At 61.4% G+C, this 16025-nt stretch carries 18 protein-coding genes; 9 read left to right on the forward strand and 9 right to left on the reverse strand.

Going from position 1 to position 16025, the window contains the following annotated elements:
- Window positions 1–246 precede the first annotated feature (246 nt).
- Window positions 247–735, forward strand: a complete 489-nt coding sequence (locus PVZ80_RS28085) for a hypothetical protein (protein ID WP_038631255.1) — start codon at window positions 247–249, stop codon at window positions 733–735.
- 52 nt (window positions 736–787) lie between these two features.
- Here PVZ80_RS28085 and PVZ80_RS28090 read toward each other — a convergent pair whose 3' ends face one another.
- Window positions 788–1642 carry a LysR substrate-binding domain-containing protein gene (locus PVZ80_RS28090; protein ID WP_273864859.1) on the reverse strand — a complete coding sequence of 285 codons (855 nt, stop codon included), beginning with the start codon at window positions 1640–1642 and terminating at the stop codon, window positions 788–790.
- 94 nt (window positions 1643–1736) lie between these two features.
- On the opposite strand from PVZ80_RS28090, the gene PVZ80_RS28095 reads away from it, so the two are divergent.
- The 3 genes from PVZ80_RS28095 (at window position 1737) to tal (ending at window position 4718) form a co-directional block, all read left to right on the forward strand.
- On the forward strand, window positions 1737–2375 hold the full coding sequence (locus tag PVZ80_RS28095; protein WP_028682984.1) for an FMN-dependent NADH-azoreductase: 639 nt from the start codon (window positions 1737–1739) through the stop codon (window positions 2373–2375).
- Between the two features lie 225 nt (window positions 2376–2600).
- A complete protein-coding gene (gene dusA, locus PVZ80_RS28100) occupies window positions 2601–3602 on the forward strand; it encodes a tRNA dihydrouridine(20/20a) synthase DusA (RefSeq protein ID WP_273864860.1) in 1002 nt (333 codons plus the stop codon).
- A 189-nt stretch (window positions 3603–3791) separates the two neighbouring features.
- Window positions 3792–4718, forward strand: a complete 927-nt coding sequence (gene tal, locus PVZ80_RS28105; protein WP_009043002.1) for a transaldolase — start codon at window positions 3792–3794, stop codon at window positions 4716–4718.
- A gap of 74 nt (window positions 4719–4792) precedes the next feature.
- Here tal and rssC read toward each other — a convergent pair whose 3' ends face one another.
- Both rssC and rssB read right to left on the reverse strand, forming a co-directional pair.
- Complete coding sequence (gene rssC, locus PVZ80_RS28110) at window positions 4793–5275, reverse strand: anti-sigma factor antagonist RssC (protein ID WP_007926970.1); 483 nt, start codon at window positions 5273–5275, stop codon at window positions 4793–4795.
- Complete coding sequence (gene rssB / locus PVZ80_RS28115; RefSeq protein WP_007926968.1) at window positions 5275–6456, reverse strand: two-component system response regulator RssB; 1182 nt, start codon at window positions 6454–6456, stop codon at window positions 5275–5277. Before rssB ends, rssC begins: the two co-directional genes overlap by 1 nt.
- Before the next feature lie 277 nt (window positions 6457–6733).
- On the opposite strand from rssB, the gene PVZ80_RS28120 reads away from it, so the two are divergent.
- The gene (locus PVZ80_RS28120) at window positions 6734–7033 is read left to right on the forward strand and encodes a PilZ domain-containing protein (protein ID WP_009047985.1); all 300 of its coding nucleotides are present in this window, start codon (window positions 6734–6736) and stop codon (window positions 7031–7033) included.
- 60 nt (window positions 7034–7093) lie between these two features.
- Here the strand turns inward: PVZ80_RS28120 and PVZ80_RS28125 are convergent, their stop codons facing one another.
- The gene (locus tag PVZ80_RS28125; protein ID WP_009047984.1) at window positions 7094–7777 is read right to left on the reverse strand and encodes an MlaA family lipoprotein; all 684 of its coding nucleotides are present in this window, start codon (window positions 7775–7777) and stop codon (window positions 7094–7096) included.
- Window positions 7778–7979: 202 nt separating this feature from the next.
- Between PVZ80_RS28125 and PVZ80_RS28130 the strand changes: the two genes are divergently transcribed.
- Window positions 7980–8600: a hypothetical protein gene (locus PVZ80_RS28130; protein WP_009047983.1), complete on the forward strand. Its 621-nt coding sequence runs from the start codon at window positions 7980–7982 to the stop codon at window positions 8598–8600.
- Window positions 8601–8713: 113 nt separating this feature from the next.
- Entirely contained in the window at window positions 8714–8977 is a 264-nt protein-coding gene (locus PVZ80_RS28135) for a DUF4404 family protein (RefSeq protein WP_007926964.1), read from the forward strand.
- Window positions 8978–9025: 48 nt separating this feature from the next.
- On the opposite strand, the gene queF is transcribed toward PVZ80_RS28135, so the two are convergent.
- Together queF and copI are read right to left on the reverse strand one after the other, a co-directional pair.
- Complete coding sequence (gene queF, locus PVZ80_RS28140) at window positions 9026–9856, reverse strand: NADPH-dependent 7-cyano-7-deazaguanine reductase QueF (protein ID WP_016704931.1); 831 nt, start codon at window positions 9854–9856, stop codon at window positions 9026–9028.
- Window positions 9857–9924: 68 nt separating this feature from the next.
- A complete protein-coding gene (gene copI, locus PVZ80_RS28145; RefSeq protein ID WP_009047981.1) occupies window positions 9925–10479 on the reverse strand; it encodes a copper-resistant cuproprotein CopI in 555 nt (184 codons plus the stop codon).
- Window positions 10480–10634: 155 nt separating this feature from the next.
- On the opposite strand from copI, the gene PVZ80_RS28150 reads away from it, so the two are divergent.
- Together PVZ80_RS28150 and PVZ80_RS28155 are read left to right on the forward strand one after the other, a co-directional pair.
- Window positions 10635–11315 carry a heavy metal response regulator transcription factor gene (locus tag PVZ80_RS28150; protein WP_007926961.1) on the forward strand — a complete coding sequence of 227 codons (681 nt, stop codon included), beginning with the start codon at window positions 10635–10637 and terminating at the stop codon, window positions 11313–11315.
- Complete coding sequence (locus PVZ80_RS28155; protein ID WP_135006370.1) at window positions 11315–12676, forward strand: heavy metal sensor histidine kinase; 1362 nt, start codon at window positions 11315–11317, stop codon at window positions 12674–12676. Before PVZ80_RS28150 ends, PVZ80_RS28155 begins: the two co-directional genes overlap by 1 nt.
- A 62-nt stretch (window positions 12677–12738) precedes the next feature.
- Here PVZ80_RS28155 and PVZ80_RS28160 read toward each other — a convergent pair whose 3' ends face one another.
- The 3 genes from PVZ80_RS28160 to PVZ80_RS28170 form a co-directional block, all read right to left on the reverse strand.
- Entirely contained in the window at window positions 12739–13983 is a 1245-nt protein-coding gene (locus tag PVZ80_RS28160; protein WP_009047979.1) for a lipoprotein-releasing ABC transporter permease subunit, read from the reverse strand.
- 64 nt (window positions 13984–14047) lie between these two features.
- Window positions 14048–14731, reverse strand: a complete 684-nt coding sequence (gene lolD, locus PVZ80_RS28165) for a lipoprotein-releasing ABC transporter ATP-binding protein LolD (RefSeq protein ID WP_164485193.1) — start codon at window positions 14729–14731, stop codon at window positions 14048–14050.
- Between the two features lie 7 nt (window positions 14732–14738).
- Window positions 14739–15989, reverse strand: coding sequence for a lipoprotein-releasing ABC transporter permease subunit (locus PVZ80_RS28170; RefSeq protein ID WP_016704934.1), 1251 nt, complete (start codon window positions 15987–15989; stop codon window positions 14739–14741).
- Window positions 15990–16025: the final 36 nt, after the last annotated feature.

The raw sequence follows: 16025 nt of genomic DNA on the forward strand, positions 1-16025 counted from the left end.
GGCAAGGTAAGGCATGCGATGCAGCCGGGCTGGCCAATCCTAAGAGGTAATAGCGGACAATTCAGGGTGGCACCGTCTGAAAATGTAGAGCATTTTTCTGATGCCCATCAGGGATATATAAAAAACACCTCGTCACAATACAAGCATCGTCATCCAGCAGAGGGTCATGAATCGCTGGTCACCGTCCGCCAAGGTAAAGTACCTTCAGAGACTACACTTACCCTCACATCACGATAGGAAATCGGAATGAGTAAGGTCGATGAACTCGCCGCAAGGCTGAAACAAAAACAGGACAGCTGGGCCAAGGAAGACATCTCGGCAGACAAGGCTATCGAGCTGTGGCCTGCACAGGTCTATGAGATGTACCACCAGGTCGAGACCTGGCTGACACCCTTGTCAGAGGTCGGCCTGAATATCCGGCGCGTCCCCACTCGCGTGTTCGAGAGCCACTCCTCTGGCGCCACCTTCAACTATGCCATCGATCAACTGCTGATCGAGGGCAACCATAAAAGCATCCTCCTCGACCCCATCGCCCGCTTCACCACCGGTGGCGCCGGGCGTGTCGAAATCCATGGCAAAGGCCCGGAGCGCTACATGCTGCGCAGCGGTAGCGAGCATGGCGAGGGGCACTGGCTGATCCAGACGGTTCCAGGTCCCGGTAAAACCAGGCCGGACCCGCTCGAACTCAATGAAGACACCCTGCTGTCGGTGATCCAGGAAGGTCTGGATCTCTGACCTTCGCTCAAGCGACTGCCCCTTCGGGCAGTCGCGCCGCTGAGGCCGACGGCTAGACCCGCCGCGCCGCACAATAGGCCACGATCACCCGGGACAACGCAGCCACTATGCCCTGATCGGCATCCTTGGCCGTGAACAACCGAAACTCCGCATCGGGCAATGCCGGCAAGCCATGCTCGGCCCCTAACACCGCAAGCCCCTGCCCCACCTGACTCGTCGCTATCGGCGCCACCGCAAACCCGGACAGGGCGGCCGTGCGCAACGCCGCGTTGCTGGGGCAAAGCATTGCCGTACGCTGGGCGATTCCCGCTTGCGCCAGACGCTGCAGGGCCACCGCCCGATAAGGGCATGGCTCGGGAAACAGCGCCAGCGGCAAAGGTGTCGGCAAGCGCCCGACCAGGTACGCGGAACTGGCCCATACCAGCGGTTCCTGCCACAGCAGCAGGCCCGACTCACGGGTTTCACACAGCGAACCGATGACCACCTCAAGACCGCCCTGCTGCATGCGCTCCAGCAGCGTGCCGGGAATATTCACTTGTATATCGATTTCCATGCCCGGGTACTGCGCCGCGAACTCCTGCAAAAGGCGCAGCAGGCGGGGCTCGACAAAGTCCTCGGACATGCCTATCCGCACCCGGCCGTGAAACGGCGAACGCGTCAGCTCGGCCCAGGCATCGCGGTTCAAGGCGAGGATGGCGCGGGCATAGGCCATCAGGCGCTCGCCATCGGCGGTCAAATGCTGGGAACGCGTGGTACGGGTCAGCAACGGCTTGCCGACCTGCTCTTCCAGGCGCCGCAGATGCCCGCTGACCGCCGACTGCGTCAGGTGCAGCCGCTCGGCGGCACGGCTGAAGCCTTCCTCGTCCACCACCGTCACAAAAGTCTTGAGCAACAGAATATCGAACATATAAAGATACGTGATCAATCAGCCATTTATTTACAATTTATATTCCGCGAAGCGCTATGTTGCAATGCCGGCATTCCTCCTCCGAGATGCCGTCATGACCCGCCTGTTGCATATCCAATGCTCCCCCCGCAAAGAGCGCTCCGCCTCGCAACAAATCGCCCGCGGTTTTATCGACCGCTACCAGACCCACCATCCCCACACCGAAGTCAGCACCCTGGACCTGTGGAGCCTGGACCTGCCGGAATTCGACCAGCACGCCATGGACGCCAAATACGCCGGCCTGCAAGGCATAGCCCTGTCCCCCGACCAGCAAGACGCCTGGAGTACCCTCGAAACCCTCGCCGCCCACCTGCACAACGCCGACCTGCTGGTACTTTCCGTACCCCTGTGGAACTACAGCATTCCCTATAAGCTCAAGCACTTCATCGACCTGGTCACGCAGAAAGACATCCTCTTCAGCTTCACCGCCGAACACGGCCTGCGCGGCCTGCTGCACAACAAAACCGCGGTCGTCGCCTACGCCCGCGGCCTCGACTTCTCGCCGCAATCCGACACACCAGCAGAGCGCTTCGACTTCCAGAAGCCCTACGTCGAGGCCTGGCTGAAGTTCGTCGGAGTCACCCAGGTGCACGCGTTGATCGTGGAAAAGACCATCCTGGGATATGAGGTGGATCAGGCGGCGCGGCAAGAGGCTGGGAATCGCGCCAGGGAGTTGGCAGATTGCTTCAAGTGATTCAAATGCAGCGAAAATTCGCCTAACCAAGCAGCTATCGGACCAAACAAAAAAGCGGGCGATCTTAAGGCTGCCCGCTTTTTATTACCCTGCTGCTATTCATACAACCGACCGGAACATAAGAAACGAAGACCATTCATCCTCCTGATACACGCGCCCTCCCAACCCCGGAACGCCATTCCTGATAAACTTCCCCTCCTTCGCCTCACCCATCCAGATTGCCCAATGCTCTTATCTCCTGCTCCAACTGCTTCGCCAGTCCTTTCTCGCCGCTTCTCTGTGGCGCCGATGATGGATTGGACTGACCGCCATTGCCGCTTCTTCCTGCGCCTGCTGTCCAAGCACGCCCTGCTCTACACCGAGATGGTCACCACCGGTGCGTTGCTCAATGGCGATCATGAGCGTTTTCTGCGTCATGACGAGTCCGAGCATCCCCTGGCGTTGCAGTTGGGTGGCAGTACGCCGGCGGATCTGGCGGCTTGTGCGCGGATGGCGCAGGAGCATGGTTACGACGAGGTGAACCTCAACGTCGGCTGCCCGAGCGATCGGGTGCAGAACAATATGATCGGTGCCTGCCTGATGAGGCATCCAGGCCTGGTGGCCGATTGCGTGAAGGCGATGCGCGATGCGGTGAGCATTCCGGTGACGGTCAAGCATCGAATCGGCATCAATGGCCGCGACAGTTATGAAGAGTTGTGCGACTTCGTCGGCCAGGTGCGCGAGGCCGGCTGCACCAGCTTTACCGTGCATGCGCGGATCGCGATTCTTGAGGGGCTGTCGCCGAAGGAAAACCGCGATATTCCTCCGCTGCGTTATGACGTGGCGGCACGGCTGAAGGCGGATTTCCCCGAGCTGGAGATCATCCTCAACGGCGGCATCAAGACCCTGGAAGCCTGCCATGAGCACTTGCAGACTTTCGACGGGGTGATGCTGGGCCGCGAGGCTTATCACAACCCTTACCTGCTGGCGGAGGTGGATCAACAGTTGTTCGCCAGCACGGCGCCGGTGATTTCCCGGGCCGAAGCGCTGGCACAGTTGCGGCCCTATATCGCCAGGCACCTGGCCACGGGTGGCGCCATGCACCACATCACTCGCCATGTACTGGGGCTGGGCACCGGTTTTCCGGGGGCGCGCAAGTTCCGCCAACTGCTCTCGGTGGACATCCACAAGGCCAAGGATCCGCTGGCGCTGCTGGATCAGGCGGGGCAGTTGCTCGAAGGTCGCTAACGGTCGCGCGGGTTGAACCTGACGGGTGTTTTGGCATCGTAGTAAACGGATAGCGCCCCAGCATTCAAACACCTGTTTTTCAGGTTGTTGCCCTTGGGGCTTGTTTAGGCCTCCGCTTACCTCTTCACGCCCTTGAGCGGCTGTCAGCGCTCGGGTAATGTCAACAGACCCACAGGACAGAGCACACTCATGACTTCCAAGCTGGAACAACTCAAGCAGTTCACCACCGTGGTTGCCGACACCGGCGACTTCGACGCTATCGCCCGGGTCAAACCGGTAGACGCCACCACCAACCCTTCCCTGCTGCTCAAGGCCGCGGCCATTCCGGGTTACGCCGAGCTGCTGAATGCCTGCGTCAGCGACGTCAAGGGCGATGTCGGCCTGGCCAGCGACCGCTTTGGCGTCGCGGTGGGTAAAGAAATCCTCAAACTGATCCCGGGCCGTATTTCCACCGAAGTGGATGCACGCCTGTCGTTCGACACCGACGCCATGCTCAAGCGCGCCCATCGCCTGATCGAGCTGTACGACAAGGCTGGCATCGGCCGTGATCGTGTACTGATCAAGATCGCCTCCACCTGGGAAGGCATCCGCGCTGCCGAGCAACTGGAACGCGAAGGCATCCAGACCAACCTGACCCTGCTGTTCTCCTTCGCCCAGGCGATCGCCTGCGCCGAGGCCGGCGTGTTCCTGATCTCGCCGTTCGTGGGCCGTATCTACGACTGGTACAAAAAGGCCAGCGGCAACGACTACACCGGCGCCGACGATCCGGGCGTGCAATCGGTGACCCGCATCTACAACTACTACAAGGCCAATGACTACAAGACCGTGGTCATGGGTGCAAGCTTCCGTAACCTGAACCAGATCGAGCAACTGGCCGGCTGCGACCGCCTGACCATCAGCCCCGACCTGATCGAGAAGCTGGCCGCCGATACCGGCAAGCTGGAGCGCAAACTGGCGCCGGGCCATGCTGGCGAAGCCCGCCAGAGCCTGAACGAAGCGCAGTTCCGCTGGGCCTCCAATGAAGACGCGATGGCCACCGAGAAACTGGCCGAAGGTATCCGTCAGTTCGCCCGCGACCAGGAAAAACTCGAGGCGCTGTTGGCCGCCAAGCTCTGATCGAGCGAGCGCCAACGCAAAAGGGCGAACCCTCGTGGGTTCGCCCTTTTTTATGCGCTTCCGCTTTTATCGGATCAGTTACGTTCCAGGGCATTCACCAGATCGTGGAACGCCTCGCGGTTGGAGTCGTTCAAGCCCATGAGGATCTTGTGCGCTTCCAGCACCTTGAGCCGCACCACCTCTTCCGACTGGTCCTGGGATGGCAGGTCGGTCAGGCATTCCGGGCATGGGATCGGACGGTCAACGATGTTGAACACCTGATCGAAGCCCATGGACTGCAGCAGCCGAGTGATGTCTTCGTGGGTGGTGACGACGGTCGGCAACAGGCCGACCTTTTGCCGCGACAGGATCGACAGCTTGGCCAGCAGGCCCAGGGTGGTGCTGTCGATGCTACGGGTTTCGGTCAGGTCGATCACGATCGCCGAGAAATTCAGCGCCGTGAAGATCCGCTCAATAGTCGCATCCAGCGCCGAACACAGGGTCAGGCGCACTTCACCGATAAACTTCAGGACAAAGGTGCCGTCCTGCTCGGCGAACTGGATTCTACCGGTACTCATTAAAGATTCCTGCTCAACACCAACAGGGCGATATCATCCGGCATCTCCCCTAGCGTGGCCAATCCAAAAACTTGCCGCAGACCATCCAGGCTGCCGCCTGCCGTTCTCACCCGTTCAGGTAAGGCGGCCTCTTTCTCTTTGAGTGTGGGTTCCGGCAAAAGGTCCAGAATGCCATCAGACATCAGCGTCAAGCTGAAGCTCGGAGGCAGTTCCAGAATGTGATCTTCATAGGTGGCTTCATTGAACAAGCCTACCGGCAGACCGCGCCCTTCCAGGTAACGCACACTGTCTGGCGTGTACAACACAGGCAATGGCAGGTGTCCGCCAATGCTATAGGTCAACAAGCCCGTCTCCTCGTCGATGACGCCACCGACCATTGTCACGTGTTTGCCCAGCTTACAGCTGATCAGACCACGGTTGATATGGCCAAGAACTTCCGACGGCTTGAATTCCGGCAAAGTGCCATTGCGCTTGGACTCGAACAGCAAGCGCGTGGTCATGAACTTGAGCAGCACCGTGACAAAGGCCGATGACGCGCCATGTCCGGAAACATCCGCCAGGTAAAAGGCTACGCGGCGCTCGTCGACACGAAAGTAATCGACGAAATCACCGGACAGGTACAACGACGGGATGATCTGGTGCGCGAACTTGAACTCATCGATGGTCCAGGGGCTCACCGGCAGCATGTTCATCTGCACCTGGCGCCCGGCGTTCTGATCTTCCTGCAACAGGCTCAGGCTGGCTTCGAGCTCACGGTTGGCGGCTTCCAGCTTCTCCCGGTAGCGCTGGTTTTCCAGCAGCAGGCGCGCACGATCCAGTGCCCGGCGCACCGAGTGCTCCAGCACCGCGAGGTCTTCCAGCGGCTTGATCAGATAGTCCGCTGCGCCCAGGCGCAGGGCCTCGACGGCATCGTTCATCACACCGGCACCGGAAACCACGATGACCGGGGTTTGCGGCTCGATGTCGGTTACCTGACGGATTAGTTCGAGGCCGCCCATCTGCGGCATGCGCAGATCGCAGATCACCAAGTCGGGCTTTTCCTGCTCGAACACCTGAAGTCCCTGCTGGCCGTTACTGGCCTGCAGGACGCTGAAGCCACTGTCTTCCAAATAGGCCGCGAGGCTCGCGCGCACTACTTCGTCGTCATCGATTATCAGCAGCGTGGCACTGGTTTTTGGCATGTGGGCAAACGGCGCCAGAATTAGGTTGGCGTAGGTGGCTGGGCACGAGGCCTGGACACACACTACTGGATTCGCTTTCTAGCCACTCTGGAAACGGAGCCAGGGCCCGTAGCCCTGCACGCTCGACCATCAGAGGTGCCCTTCTAAGGCGCAGACGGTACTCCCATCCGCGGGGCGTTTCAAGCTCATGCCGATGGTCGCTGGACGTCTTTACACCTCAAATCACCGGGAGTTATAAGAACAGACAAATCCGCAACTTAAACGCAGGATGGAGCCTATGAGCCCAAACGATCGTGACTACAGTGAAAAGCGCGATTACATCCGCATGCGGGTGGATGCAGAGGTCACGCTGATCCATCAGGGCCAGGTGATTTCAGCCGTCTGTATCGACCTTTCCAGCAGTGGCATGCAGGTCCGGGCACCACGCTCATTCAAGGTTGGCGACCAGCTCAGCGTGCGTATCGATTCCGACCATGCTGCCCTCAGGGGACTGGAAGCGGACACCGAAGTGGTCTGGGTCACCGAACTGGAAGGCAACGGCCAGAAACTTGGCCTTACAATCCTGAAGATGAACTGATTCTGAAACCCATGAAAAAAGGCGGCCTCGAGGCCGCCTTTTTCATGACTGGGTCAAAGCTTAAAAATCGTCTTCGACCTTGCCGTCCTTGACCTTGAACTCGCGGTTCTGCAGGTAGGCATTGCGAATGAAGGTGTACTTGTCGCCACTGATCAGCTTCTCGCTCGACAGCAGACTGGCGCGAGTGTCGACGACCTCCAGGGCAAACACGCTGTTACGCACCGGCACGTCGTTCACATAACGGTAACCGTCGGTAAAGCTGTCCACATACTTGGCCGGCGCGTCGCGCAGGGTGCTCGGACCGAAGAACGGCAGCATCACGTAAGGACCGCTGCCGACCCCCCAGTAACCCAGGGTCTGGCCGAAGTCTTCATCGTTACGCTGCAAACCCATCTTGGTGCTCACATCGAAAAAGCCCGCTACGCCGATGGTGGTGTTCATCAACAGCCGCGCAGTGTCGACGGCAGCGGCATGGGGCTTGGCCTGCAGGATATCGTTGGCCAGGTTGCCGACATCACCGATGTTACGGAAGAAGTTGTGAATGCCGTCTTCGAGAAATTGCGGCGTTACGGCCTGATAACCTTTTGCCAAGGGTTTCAGCGCATAGGTATCGATGGTGTCGTTGAAGGTGAAGATCGGACGGTTGATGCTTTCCCACGGATCGTCTTCCGCAGCGTGGGCCAAAACCGGCACCAGCAGCATGCCGGCACACATAAGCTGAGCGAGACGATTGCTCCAGCGCATAGCAGAAACTCCTTGGATTGTACTGTCGCGGGCGCTATGCCCTGGCGGTAAGCGCGCTAGTATAAGTCGGATATATCCATTTATGCAGCACTGGCGCAGCGCTTAGCCCTCTCCCCCCTCGTTTGCATGGCCTGTTCACGAGGCTGTCACCCAACGGTCATCTGCCGTCGATACGCTTGCAAGGTATTTCAGGGACGTCACGATGCCTCACGCCGAAGCCTTGCCTGTATCCGCCCCCACCTTGACCGCCGTGCTCTTTGGCCTCAGCGGTTGCCTGGTGGATTTCGGCGCGCGGATGCGCCTGCACAGCGCCGATCACCCGGTCCTGGAACAGGCCCACGCCACCCACGGCGCCCTGGACATCCTGCACAGCCTGCAACAACAAGGCGTACCTTGCGCCTGGCTCGACGAATTGCCCGACAGTCTCAGCCAGCGCCTGGCGAGTTCACTACCCGACTGGGTCATCGCCTCCCCCAACACAGGCTCCCGCTGGCCTGCTCCCGATGCCTGCTGGCAGGCGCTGATGGCCCTGAATGCCAGCCGGCTGGACGGCTGCGTGCTGGTCAGCGGCGAACCGCGCCTGCTGCAATCGGGCCTCAACGCCGGCCTGTGGACCATCGGCCTGGCGTCCTGCGGTTCGCTCTGTGGCATGAGCCCGGCGCAATGGCAGGCGCTGAGTCAGCAGGAACGCGAGCTCAAGCGTGGCAAGGCGACCCTGCATCTATTCAGCCTCGGCGTGCACTCGGTGATCGACCATCTGGGAGAGCTGCCGACCTGCCTCGCCGACATCGGCCAGCGTCGCCTGAAGGGTGAAAAACCCTGACTTGATCAAGATCATGCACATTGCCCGCGAGTGGATTACGCTAAGGTTCAGACATGGACCTTTAGCGAATCGGCGCGGTCCATGGCTGTGCCTATCAATGAAGGGAGAACGCCATGCCTGCCCGCGAACTGCAAGAACAGCTCAATACCCTGCGCGAGCAATTGGAGCAGAACCCACCGCTTTCGGAAGCAGAACGCGCCAATCTGCAGGAATTGATGCAACAGATCGAGCTCGAGCTCAAACTGGAAAACGCCACCCAGGACACCAGCCTGGCCGACGGGGTCAACCTCGCCGTCGAACGCTTCGAGCTTGAGCACCCCGCCATTGCCGGCACCTTGCGCAACATCGTGCAAACCCTCGGCAACATGGGGATTTAACCCCCTTACAAACAAAAAAAGCCCCGCTACCAGAGCGGGGCTTTTTCATTACTGGCGAACCAGTCGGAAGTTGGCGAAACTCGCGGTTTCGGTGCTGCGATACGGGTTGATGTCCAGGCCGCCACGACGCACATAACGCGCATACACCGTGAGCTTCTCCGGCTGCAGCAAACGCTGCAGGTCGAGGAAAATCCGCTCCACGCATTGCTCATGGAAGTCCGAGTGCTGGCGGAAGCTCACCAGGTAGGCCAGCAGGCTGGCGTGGTCCAGCGCCGGGCCACGGTACTCCACCACCACGCTGCCCCAGTCCGGCTGGCTGGTGACCGGGCAATTGGATTTGAGCAGATGACTGTGCACGCTCTCCTCGACAATCCGCGACCTGTCGCACTGCAGCAGCTCCGGACGTGGATGTTCATAGCTGCTGACGTTGATATCCAGCTCGTCGATGCAGGTCCCCGGCAAGGCCACCACACCTTCCGCCTCCACTTCGCCCAGGCTGCGGATCCGCACGCCCACCGGCTTGCCGGCCGCCGCCGAGAGGTCGGCACGCAAGGTTTCTTCCAGGCTCTGGCGATCCGCGAAAGGGGTCTGGTTCAGCGAGTTGAGGTACAGCTTGAACGACTTCGACTCGATGATGTTCGGTGAGTCCGCCGGAATGCTGAACTCGGCGATGGCCACCACCGGCTTGCCGGAAGGCAGCAGCCAGGACAGCTCGAAGCAGTTCCAGAAGTCCACGCCTTTATAAGGCAGGGTGTCGGCGCTCAGGCCCAGCTCGGCCCATTTCGCCGCCCGCGGGATCGGGAACAGCAAGGACGGTGTGTAGGTGGAGACGTATTCACTGGACTTGCCCAGCGGCGAATGTTCGGCTGCGGGATGCATGGCGGAAACCTGACTGAAGAATCAGGCGATTCTATCAGTCTTTGCCTCCGCCTTTGAGCCCCAGGCGCTTACTGGCTGACGGTCAGCTTGCCGACCATGCCCGCCTGATAGTGCCCCGGGATATTGCAGGCGAACTCCAGGCTGCCGGCCTTGCTGAAGGTCCAGGTCAGCTCAGCGGTCTTGCCCGGCTCCACCAGCACGCTGTTCGGATCGTCGTGCTTCATGCCGGGCATCGCGCCATGCCCCATGGCGGCGTGATCCATGGCCCCGGCGGGCATACTCTTCATCGCGGTAGGTGTCAGCATGCCGCTCTGCTGCATCTTCAGCATTTCCTGCTGGTGCTCGGCATGCATGGCCGCGGTACCGAGATTGAGCTCATGCAGCAACTGGCCCTTGTTGATCAAGACGAAACGCACGGTCTCGCCAGCCTTGATGTCCAGGCTCTTGGGGGTGTAGGACATGTCGTTCATGACCACTTCCACCGTACGCGTGGCCTTGGCCGCCGAGGCCGCCTGACCGAAATCGTAGGTCTGCGCCGGCGATGCCCAGGCCGGCGCACCCAATGCCAGCAAACACGCGGCCAGCGTCAACGAACGAGGTAAAACACTCTTGGGTAAAAACATAGTCGTACTCCAATAAGATGAGGTTCAGCGTGTGTGAAACTCTAAGGCCGCACCGCTGCCAGCTGGCTGACTGCTAAATTACAACTTTGTCAGCTTGTGCCATGCGGCCGTTGCCCACGGTATAAAGCCCGCGTTCCATTTGCCATGAGTCGCCCATGAAATTGCTGATCGTCGAAGACCAACCGAAAACCGGCCACTACCTGCGCCAGGGCCTGAGCGAGGCCGGCTTCAATGCCGAGCTGGTGGCCGATGGCACCACCGGCCAACACCTGGCGCTGACCGGCGACTATTCCCTGTTGATTCTCGACGTGATGCTGCCGGGCCGCGATGGCTGGCAGATCCTGCAAGCCGTGCGCGGCGCCGGGCTGGAGATACCGGTACTGTTCCTGACCGCGCGCGATGCGGTGGAAGACCGGGTTCACGGCCTGGAGCTGGGCGCCGACGATTACCTGGTCAAGCCTTTCGCCTTCTCCGAACTCCTAGCCCGGGTTCGCAGCCTGCTGCGCCGCGGCAGCTCCACGCCCCAGGAAACCACCCTGCAACTGGCGGACCTGCGCCTGGACCTGATTCGCCGACGGGTCGAACGCAACGGCCAACGCATCGACCTCACCGCCAAGGAGTTCTCGCTGCTGGAAATGCTCCTGCGGCGCCAGGGCGAAGTGCTGCCCAAGACGCTGATCGCCTCTCAGGTCTGGGACATGAACTTCGACAGCGACACCAATGTCATCGAAGTGGCGATCCGCCGCCTGCGCCTGAAGATCGATGACGATTACCCCAACAAGCTGATCCACACCGTGCGCGGCATGGGCTACGTGCTCGAAGAGCGCCAGGCCTGATGCGCCGCTTGACCCTGAGTGGGCGCCTGGCCCTGTTGTTCGCCGGCTGCACCGCGGTGGTTTCGCTGCTCGCCGGGGTGCTGTTCAGCCGCGCCAGCGAGGCGCACTTCATCGAACTCGACCAGCAACTGCTGGAAGGCAAGCTGATCGCCATGCGCAGCGCGCTACAGGGCGCCGACGACCCGCAACGCTTTGCCGAACGCAAGGCACAGTTGCAGGATGAACTCAGCCATCAACCGGACCTGACGCTGCGGGTCACAGGCGCAGATGGCGCCGTCTGGTTCGACAGCGCCAAGGGGTTGCCGGCCACTGCGGCCCAGCCGACCGGACTGCACAGTCTGCAACACGACGGTACCGCCTACCGCATCTACAGTGCAGCCCTGGAGCCCGGCCAGGCCGGCTCGCCAGAGCTGACCCTGATGCTCGATATCACCCACCACCAGCACTTCCTGCAACGCATGCAGCACCTGATCTGGCTGACCGTCGGCCTTTCGGCACTGGCCACTGCGCTGCTCGGGGCCTGGGCGGCGCGCAGCGGCCTGCGTCCGTTACGGCGGATGAGCGAGGTCGCCGCGGGTGTTTCAGCCAGCTCGCTGACCCAGCGCTTGCCGGAGCAGCAGATGCCCGGCGAACTGGCCGAACTGGCCCAGGCCTTCAATGCCATGCTCGGGCGCCTGGACGACTCCTTCCAGCGTCTCTCCGCGTTCTCGGCGGACATCGCCCATGAACTGCGCACCCCGCTGTCGAACCTGCTGACCCACACCCAGGTCACCCTCACCCGCCCACGGGCGCTGGAAGACTATCGCGAAGCGCTGCACAGCAACCTCGAAGAGCTGCAGTGGATGGCCCAACTGGTCAACGACATGCTCTACCTGGCCAAGGCCGACCATGGCCTGCTGACGCCAAAGCGCGAAGCCCTGGAGCTGGGTGACGAAACCGACATGCTGCTGGAGTTCTATTCGCCGCTGGCCGAAGACGCCGGCATCGCCCTGGGGCGCGAAGGCAGTGCGAAGATCCAGGGCGACCGCAGCATGTTGCGTCGCGCCCTTTCCAACCTGCTGGACAACGCCCTGCGCTTCACCCCGGCTGGCGGTGAAGTGCGGGTGCGGCTTGGCGAGACCGCCAAGGCTTCATACCTGCGAGTGGAAAACACCGGCGAAGGTATTCCGCCTGAACGCTTGCCACGGCTGTTCGACCGCTTCTACCGCGCCGACCCGGCGCGCCATGAAGGCAGCAGTGAACATGCAGGCTTGGGGCTGGCCATCACTCAATCGATCATCCGCGCCCATGGCGGGCAGATTCGTTGCGAATCGGCGCAGGGCCGGACGAGCTTTGTGATTGAGTTGCCGAGGCAGGACTAGCGCAGGGGTTACGAGCAAGCTCCCCGGAGGAGTGAGCTTGCTCGCGATAGCGGGCTTGGGCCTTAGGAGTAACGCAACGCCGTCGCCGGCTCGACCTTCGCCGCGCGCCAGGCTGGATACAGGGTCGCCAGGAAACTCAGGACAAAACCCGCGGTGCAGATCAGGGCCACGTCGCCGCCCTGCAGCTCGGAAGGCAGGTTGCTGACGAAGTACACGTCGGAACTGAAGATGTGCTGGCCGCTGACCCGTTCCAGCCAACCCACCAGCGCACTGACGTTCAACGCCGCGATCACCCCCAGCACGCCACCGATCAAGGTGCCGACGATGCCGATCACCGTGCCCTGGACCATGAAGATCGCCATGATCTGCCGTGGCGTGGCGCCGATGGTGCGCAGGATCGCGATGTCCGCGCCCTTGTCGTTCACCACCATGATCAGCGTGGCGATGATGTTGAACGCGGCCACGGCGACGATCATCAGCAGCAACAGGCCGATCATGGTCTTTTCCATCTTCATCGCGCTGAACAGGCTGCCCTGGGTGTGGGTCCAGTCATCGGCCTTGAAGCCAGCGCCCAGGCTGGCCGCGATGTCGCTGGAAACCTTGGGCGCGGCGTACAGGTCCTTGACCGCCAGGCGCACGCTCTGCACCTGGTTCGGCTGCCAATGCTGCATCTCGGCGGCATCGGCCACATGGATCAAGCCCATGGAACCGTCGAGTTCGGCCCCGACCTTGAACACCCCGACCACGTTCAAACGCTGCATGCGCGGGGTGATGCCGCCCGGCGCAGAGCTGATTTCCGGCACGATCAGGGTCAGCTTGTCGCCGACATTCAGGCGGAAGCGGCGTGCCGTGATCTCACCGATCACCACCCCGAACTCGCCCGGTTTCAAGGCATCCAGACGGCCCTGCACGATGTGCTGGGCAACGATGGAGACCTTGCCTTCCTGGGCCGGGTCGATGCCGCTGATCTGAATCGGCTGCATCGAGCCCTTGTAGGAGAGCATGCCCTCCATCTCGGTGAACGGCACCGCGGCCGTCACCTCGGGATTTTTCATCGCCGCGGCGGCCACCGGCTGCCAGTCGTCGATCGGCTTGACGCCGACGATGGTGGCGTGGGGCACCATGCCGAGGATGCGCGAGCTCATTTCGCGCTGGAAACCGTTCATCACCGACAACACCACGATCATCGCCAGCACGCCCAGGGCGAGGCCGATCATCGAGGTCATGGAGATGAAGGAAACAAAGCGATTGCGGCGCTTGGCGCGGGTATAGCGCGTGCCGATAAAGATCGATAACGGTCTGAACATTCGCTGGGGCACCGTATGGAAATTAAAGACCCGGCGCCTGTTTCAGGCGCCGGGTTGCAGCCAGTCAGATGGGCGTCAGGCAACCTTCCTGCAGGTGCAGAACGCGATCCATCTGGCGAGCCAGGTTCATGTCGTGGGTCACCACCAGGAACGCGGTACGCATCGAGGTGCTGAGTTCCAGCATCAAGTCCTGAATGCCTTGCGCGGTGTGGGAATCGAGGTTGCCGGTCGGCTCGTCGAGCATCACCAGCCCTGGCTTGTTGACCAGGGCGCGAGCGATGGCCACACGCTGGCGTTCGCCACCGGACAGCTCGGCCGGCTTGTGCTCCAGGCGATGGGCCAGCCCGACCCGCTCCAGCAAGGCCGTGGCCCGCTGACGGGCTTCCGGGATCGCGGTCTTGCCGATCAGCAGCGGCATGCAGACGTTTTCCAGGGCGGTGAATTCCGGCAGCAAATGGTGGAACTGGTAGACGAAACCGAGGGAGCGGTTGCGCAACAGGCCGCGGCCCTTCTCGCTCAGTGCCGAAAGCTCTTCACCGTCGAGCCAGACGCTGCCCTTGGTTGGCGTGTCGAGGCCGCCCAGCAGGTTGAGCAAGGTACTTTTGCCCGAACCGGAGGTACCGACGATCGCCACGCGCTCGCCCGGGTGCAACTCCAGTTGCAGGCCGGACAACACCACCACCGACTCCGGACCTTCCTCGTAGGACTTGCCCAGGTCGCGGCAGCTCAGAATTGCTTTTTCACTCATGCCCAACTCACTCATAACGTAGCGCCTCCGCAGGCTGGGTGCGCGCGGCACGCCAGGCTGGATACAGGGTGGCGAGGAAACTCAGGACCAGTGCCGCACCGCAGACCATCAACACGTCTTCGGCCATCAGTTGCGATGGCAGGTAGTCGATGAAGTACACGTCGGCATTGAGGAATTTGTGCCCGATCAGGCCTTCGAGGGCCGAGATCGCCGCGCTGACGTTCAACGCCGCGAACATCCCGACCACGGCGCCGATCAAGGTACCGATCACACCGATCACCGTGCCCTGGACCATGAAGGTCGCCATGATGCTGGCCGGCGTCGCCCCCAGGGTGCGCAGGATCGCGATATCGCCCTTCTTGTCGTTCACCACCATCACCAGGGTGGAAATGATGTTGAAGGCGGCAACAGCGACGATCAGCAGCAACAGCAGGCCGATCATGGCTTTTTCCATGCGGATGGCCTGGTACAGGTTGCCGTGGGTACGGGTCCAGTCACGGGCGTAGTACTGGTTCTCGCCCAGATGCTCGGCAATTTCCCAGGCGGTGCGTGGCGCCTGGAACAGGTCGTCGAACTTCAGGCGCAGGCCCTGGACCTGATCCGGCTTCCAGCGGTGCAGGCGGCCCAGGTCGTCGAGGTTGGTCAGGCCCAGATAGCCGTCCAGCTCACCGGCGCCGACATGGAAGATGCCGACCACGGTAAAACGCTTCATGCGCGGGAACATCCCGGCCGGGGTCACCGTGACCTCGGGCGCGACGAAAGTCAGCTTGTCGCCCAGGCCAACCCCCAGCTTGGTCGCTGCCTTGTCGCCGATCACGATGCCGAAGCTGCCGGGCGCCAGGTCGTCCAGCTTGCCCTGCTTCATGAAGTTATCGATGATCGAAACCTGGCGTTCCTTGGCCGGATCGATGGCGTTGAGCAGGACTTTCTGCACCTGGCCGTTATTGGTCAGCAACCCCTGCATCTGGGTGAAGGGCGCAACCGCCAGCACCTTGGGGTTCTGCTGGACCTTGTCGGCCAGGCCTTGCCAGTCGCTGATCGGCTCACCGGACTCGATGGTCGCGTGGGGCACCATGCCCAGCACGCGGGTGCGCATCTCATGGTCGAAGCCATTCATCACCGACAGCACGACGATCATCACGACCACGCCCAGGGCGAGTCCGATCATCGAGGTCAGGGAAATGAATGACACGAAATGATTGCGACGCTTTGCACGGGTATAACGCGTGCCAATAAATACGAAGAGAGGTCTGAACATGTCGGGGCTTGTTCGGAGGAAAAGAAGACGTCCTTG

Source organism: Pseudomonas sp. B3G-3 (assembly GCF_028640915.1).
In the GTDB taxonomy this organism is placed as follows: Bacteria; Pseudomonadota; Gammaproteobacteria; order Pseudomonadales; family Pseudomonadaceae; genus Aquipseudomonas; species Aquipseudomonas chlororaphis_I.

What these genes read in the sequence shown, in the direction of transcription:
- PVZ80_RS28095 (WP_028682984.1), top strand. Translation starts at nt 1,737, where the DNA reads ATGACCCGCCTGTTGCATATCCAATGCTCCCCCCGCAAAGAGCGCTCC.
- PVZ80_RS28090 (WP_273864859.1), bottom strand. Translation starts at nt 1,642, where the DNA reads ATGTTCGATATTCTGTTGCTCAAGACTTTTGTGACGGTGGTGGACGAG.
- PVZ80_RS28150 (WP_007926961.1), top strand. Translation starts at nt 10,635, where the DNA reads ATGAAATTGCTGATCGTCGAAGACCAACCGAAAACCGGCCACTACCTG.
- tal (WP_009043002.1), top strand. Translation starts at nt 3,792, where the DNA reads ATGACTTCCAAGCTGGAACAACTCAAGCAGTTCACCACCGTGGTTGCC.
- PVZ80_RS28125 (WP_009047984.1), bottom strand. Translation starts at nt 7,777, where the DNA reads ATGCGCTGGAGCAATCGTCTCGCTCAGCTTATGTGTGCCGGCATGCTG.
- PVZ80_RS28170 (WP_016704934.1), bottom strand. Translation starts at nt 15,989, where the DNA reads ATGTTCAGACCTCTCTTCGTATTTATTGGCACGCGTTATACCCGTGCA.
- rssB (WP_007926968.1), bottom strand. Translation starts at nt 6,456, where the DNA reads ATGCCAAAAACCAGTGCCACGCTGCTGATAATCGATGACGACGAAGTA.
- copI (WP_009047981.1), bottom strand. Translation starts at nt 10,479, where the DNA reads ATGTTTTTACCCAAGAGTGTTTTACCTCGTTCGTTGACGCTGGCCGCG.
- lolD (WP_164485193.1), bottom strand. Translation starts at nt 14,731, where the DNA reads ATGAGTGAAAAAGCAATTCTGAGCTGCCGCGACCTGGGCAAGTCCTAC.
- PVZ80_RS28155 (WP_135006370.1), top strand. Translation starts at nt 11,315, where the DNA reads ATGCGCCGCTTGACCCTGAGTGGGCGCCTGGCCCTGTTGTTCGCCGGC.
- rssC (WP_007926970.1), bottom strand. Translation starts at nt 5,275, where the DNA reads ATGAGTACCGGTAGAATCCAGTTCGCCGAGCAGGACGGCACCTTTGTC.
- PVZ80_RS28130 (WP_009047983.1), top strand. Translation starts at nt 7,980, where the DNA reads ATGCCTCACGCCGAAGCCTTGCCTGTATCCGCCCCCACCTTGACCGCC.
- PVZ80_RS28085 (WP_038631255.1), top strand. Translation starts at nt 247, where the DNA reads ATGAGTAAGGTCGATGAACTCGCCGCAAGGCTGAAACAAAAACAGGAC.
- PVZ80_RS28135 (WP_007926964.1), top strand. Translation starts at nt 8,714, where the DNA reads ATGCCTGCCCGCGAACTGCAAGAACAGCTCAATACCCTGCGCGAGCAA.
- PVZ80_RS28120 (WP_009047985.1), top strand. Translation starts at nt 6,734, where the DNA reads ATGAGCCCAAACGATCGTGACTACAGTGAAAAGCGCGATTACATCCGC.
- PVZ80_RS28160 (WP_009047979.1), bottom strand. Translation starts at nt 13,983, where the DNA reads ATGTTCAGACCGTTATCGATCTTTATCGGCACGCGCTATACCCGCGCC.
- queF (WP_016704931.1), bottom strand. Translation starts at nt 9,856, where the DNA reads ATGCATCCCGCAGCCGAACATTCGCCGCTGGGCAAGTCCAGTGAATAC.
- dusA (WP_273864860.1), top strand. Translation starts at nt 2,601, where the DNA reads ATGCTCTTATCTCCTGCTCCAACTGCTTCGCCAGTCCTTTCTCGCCGC.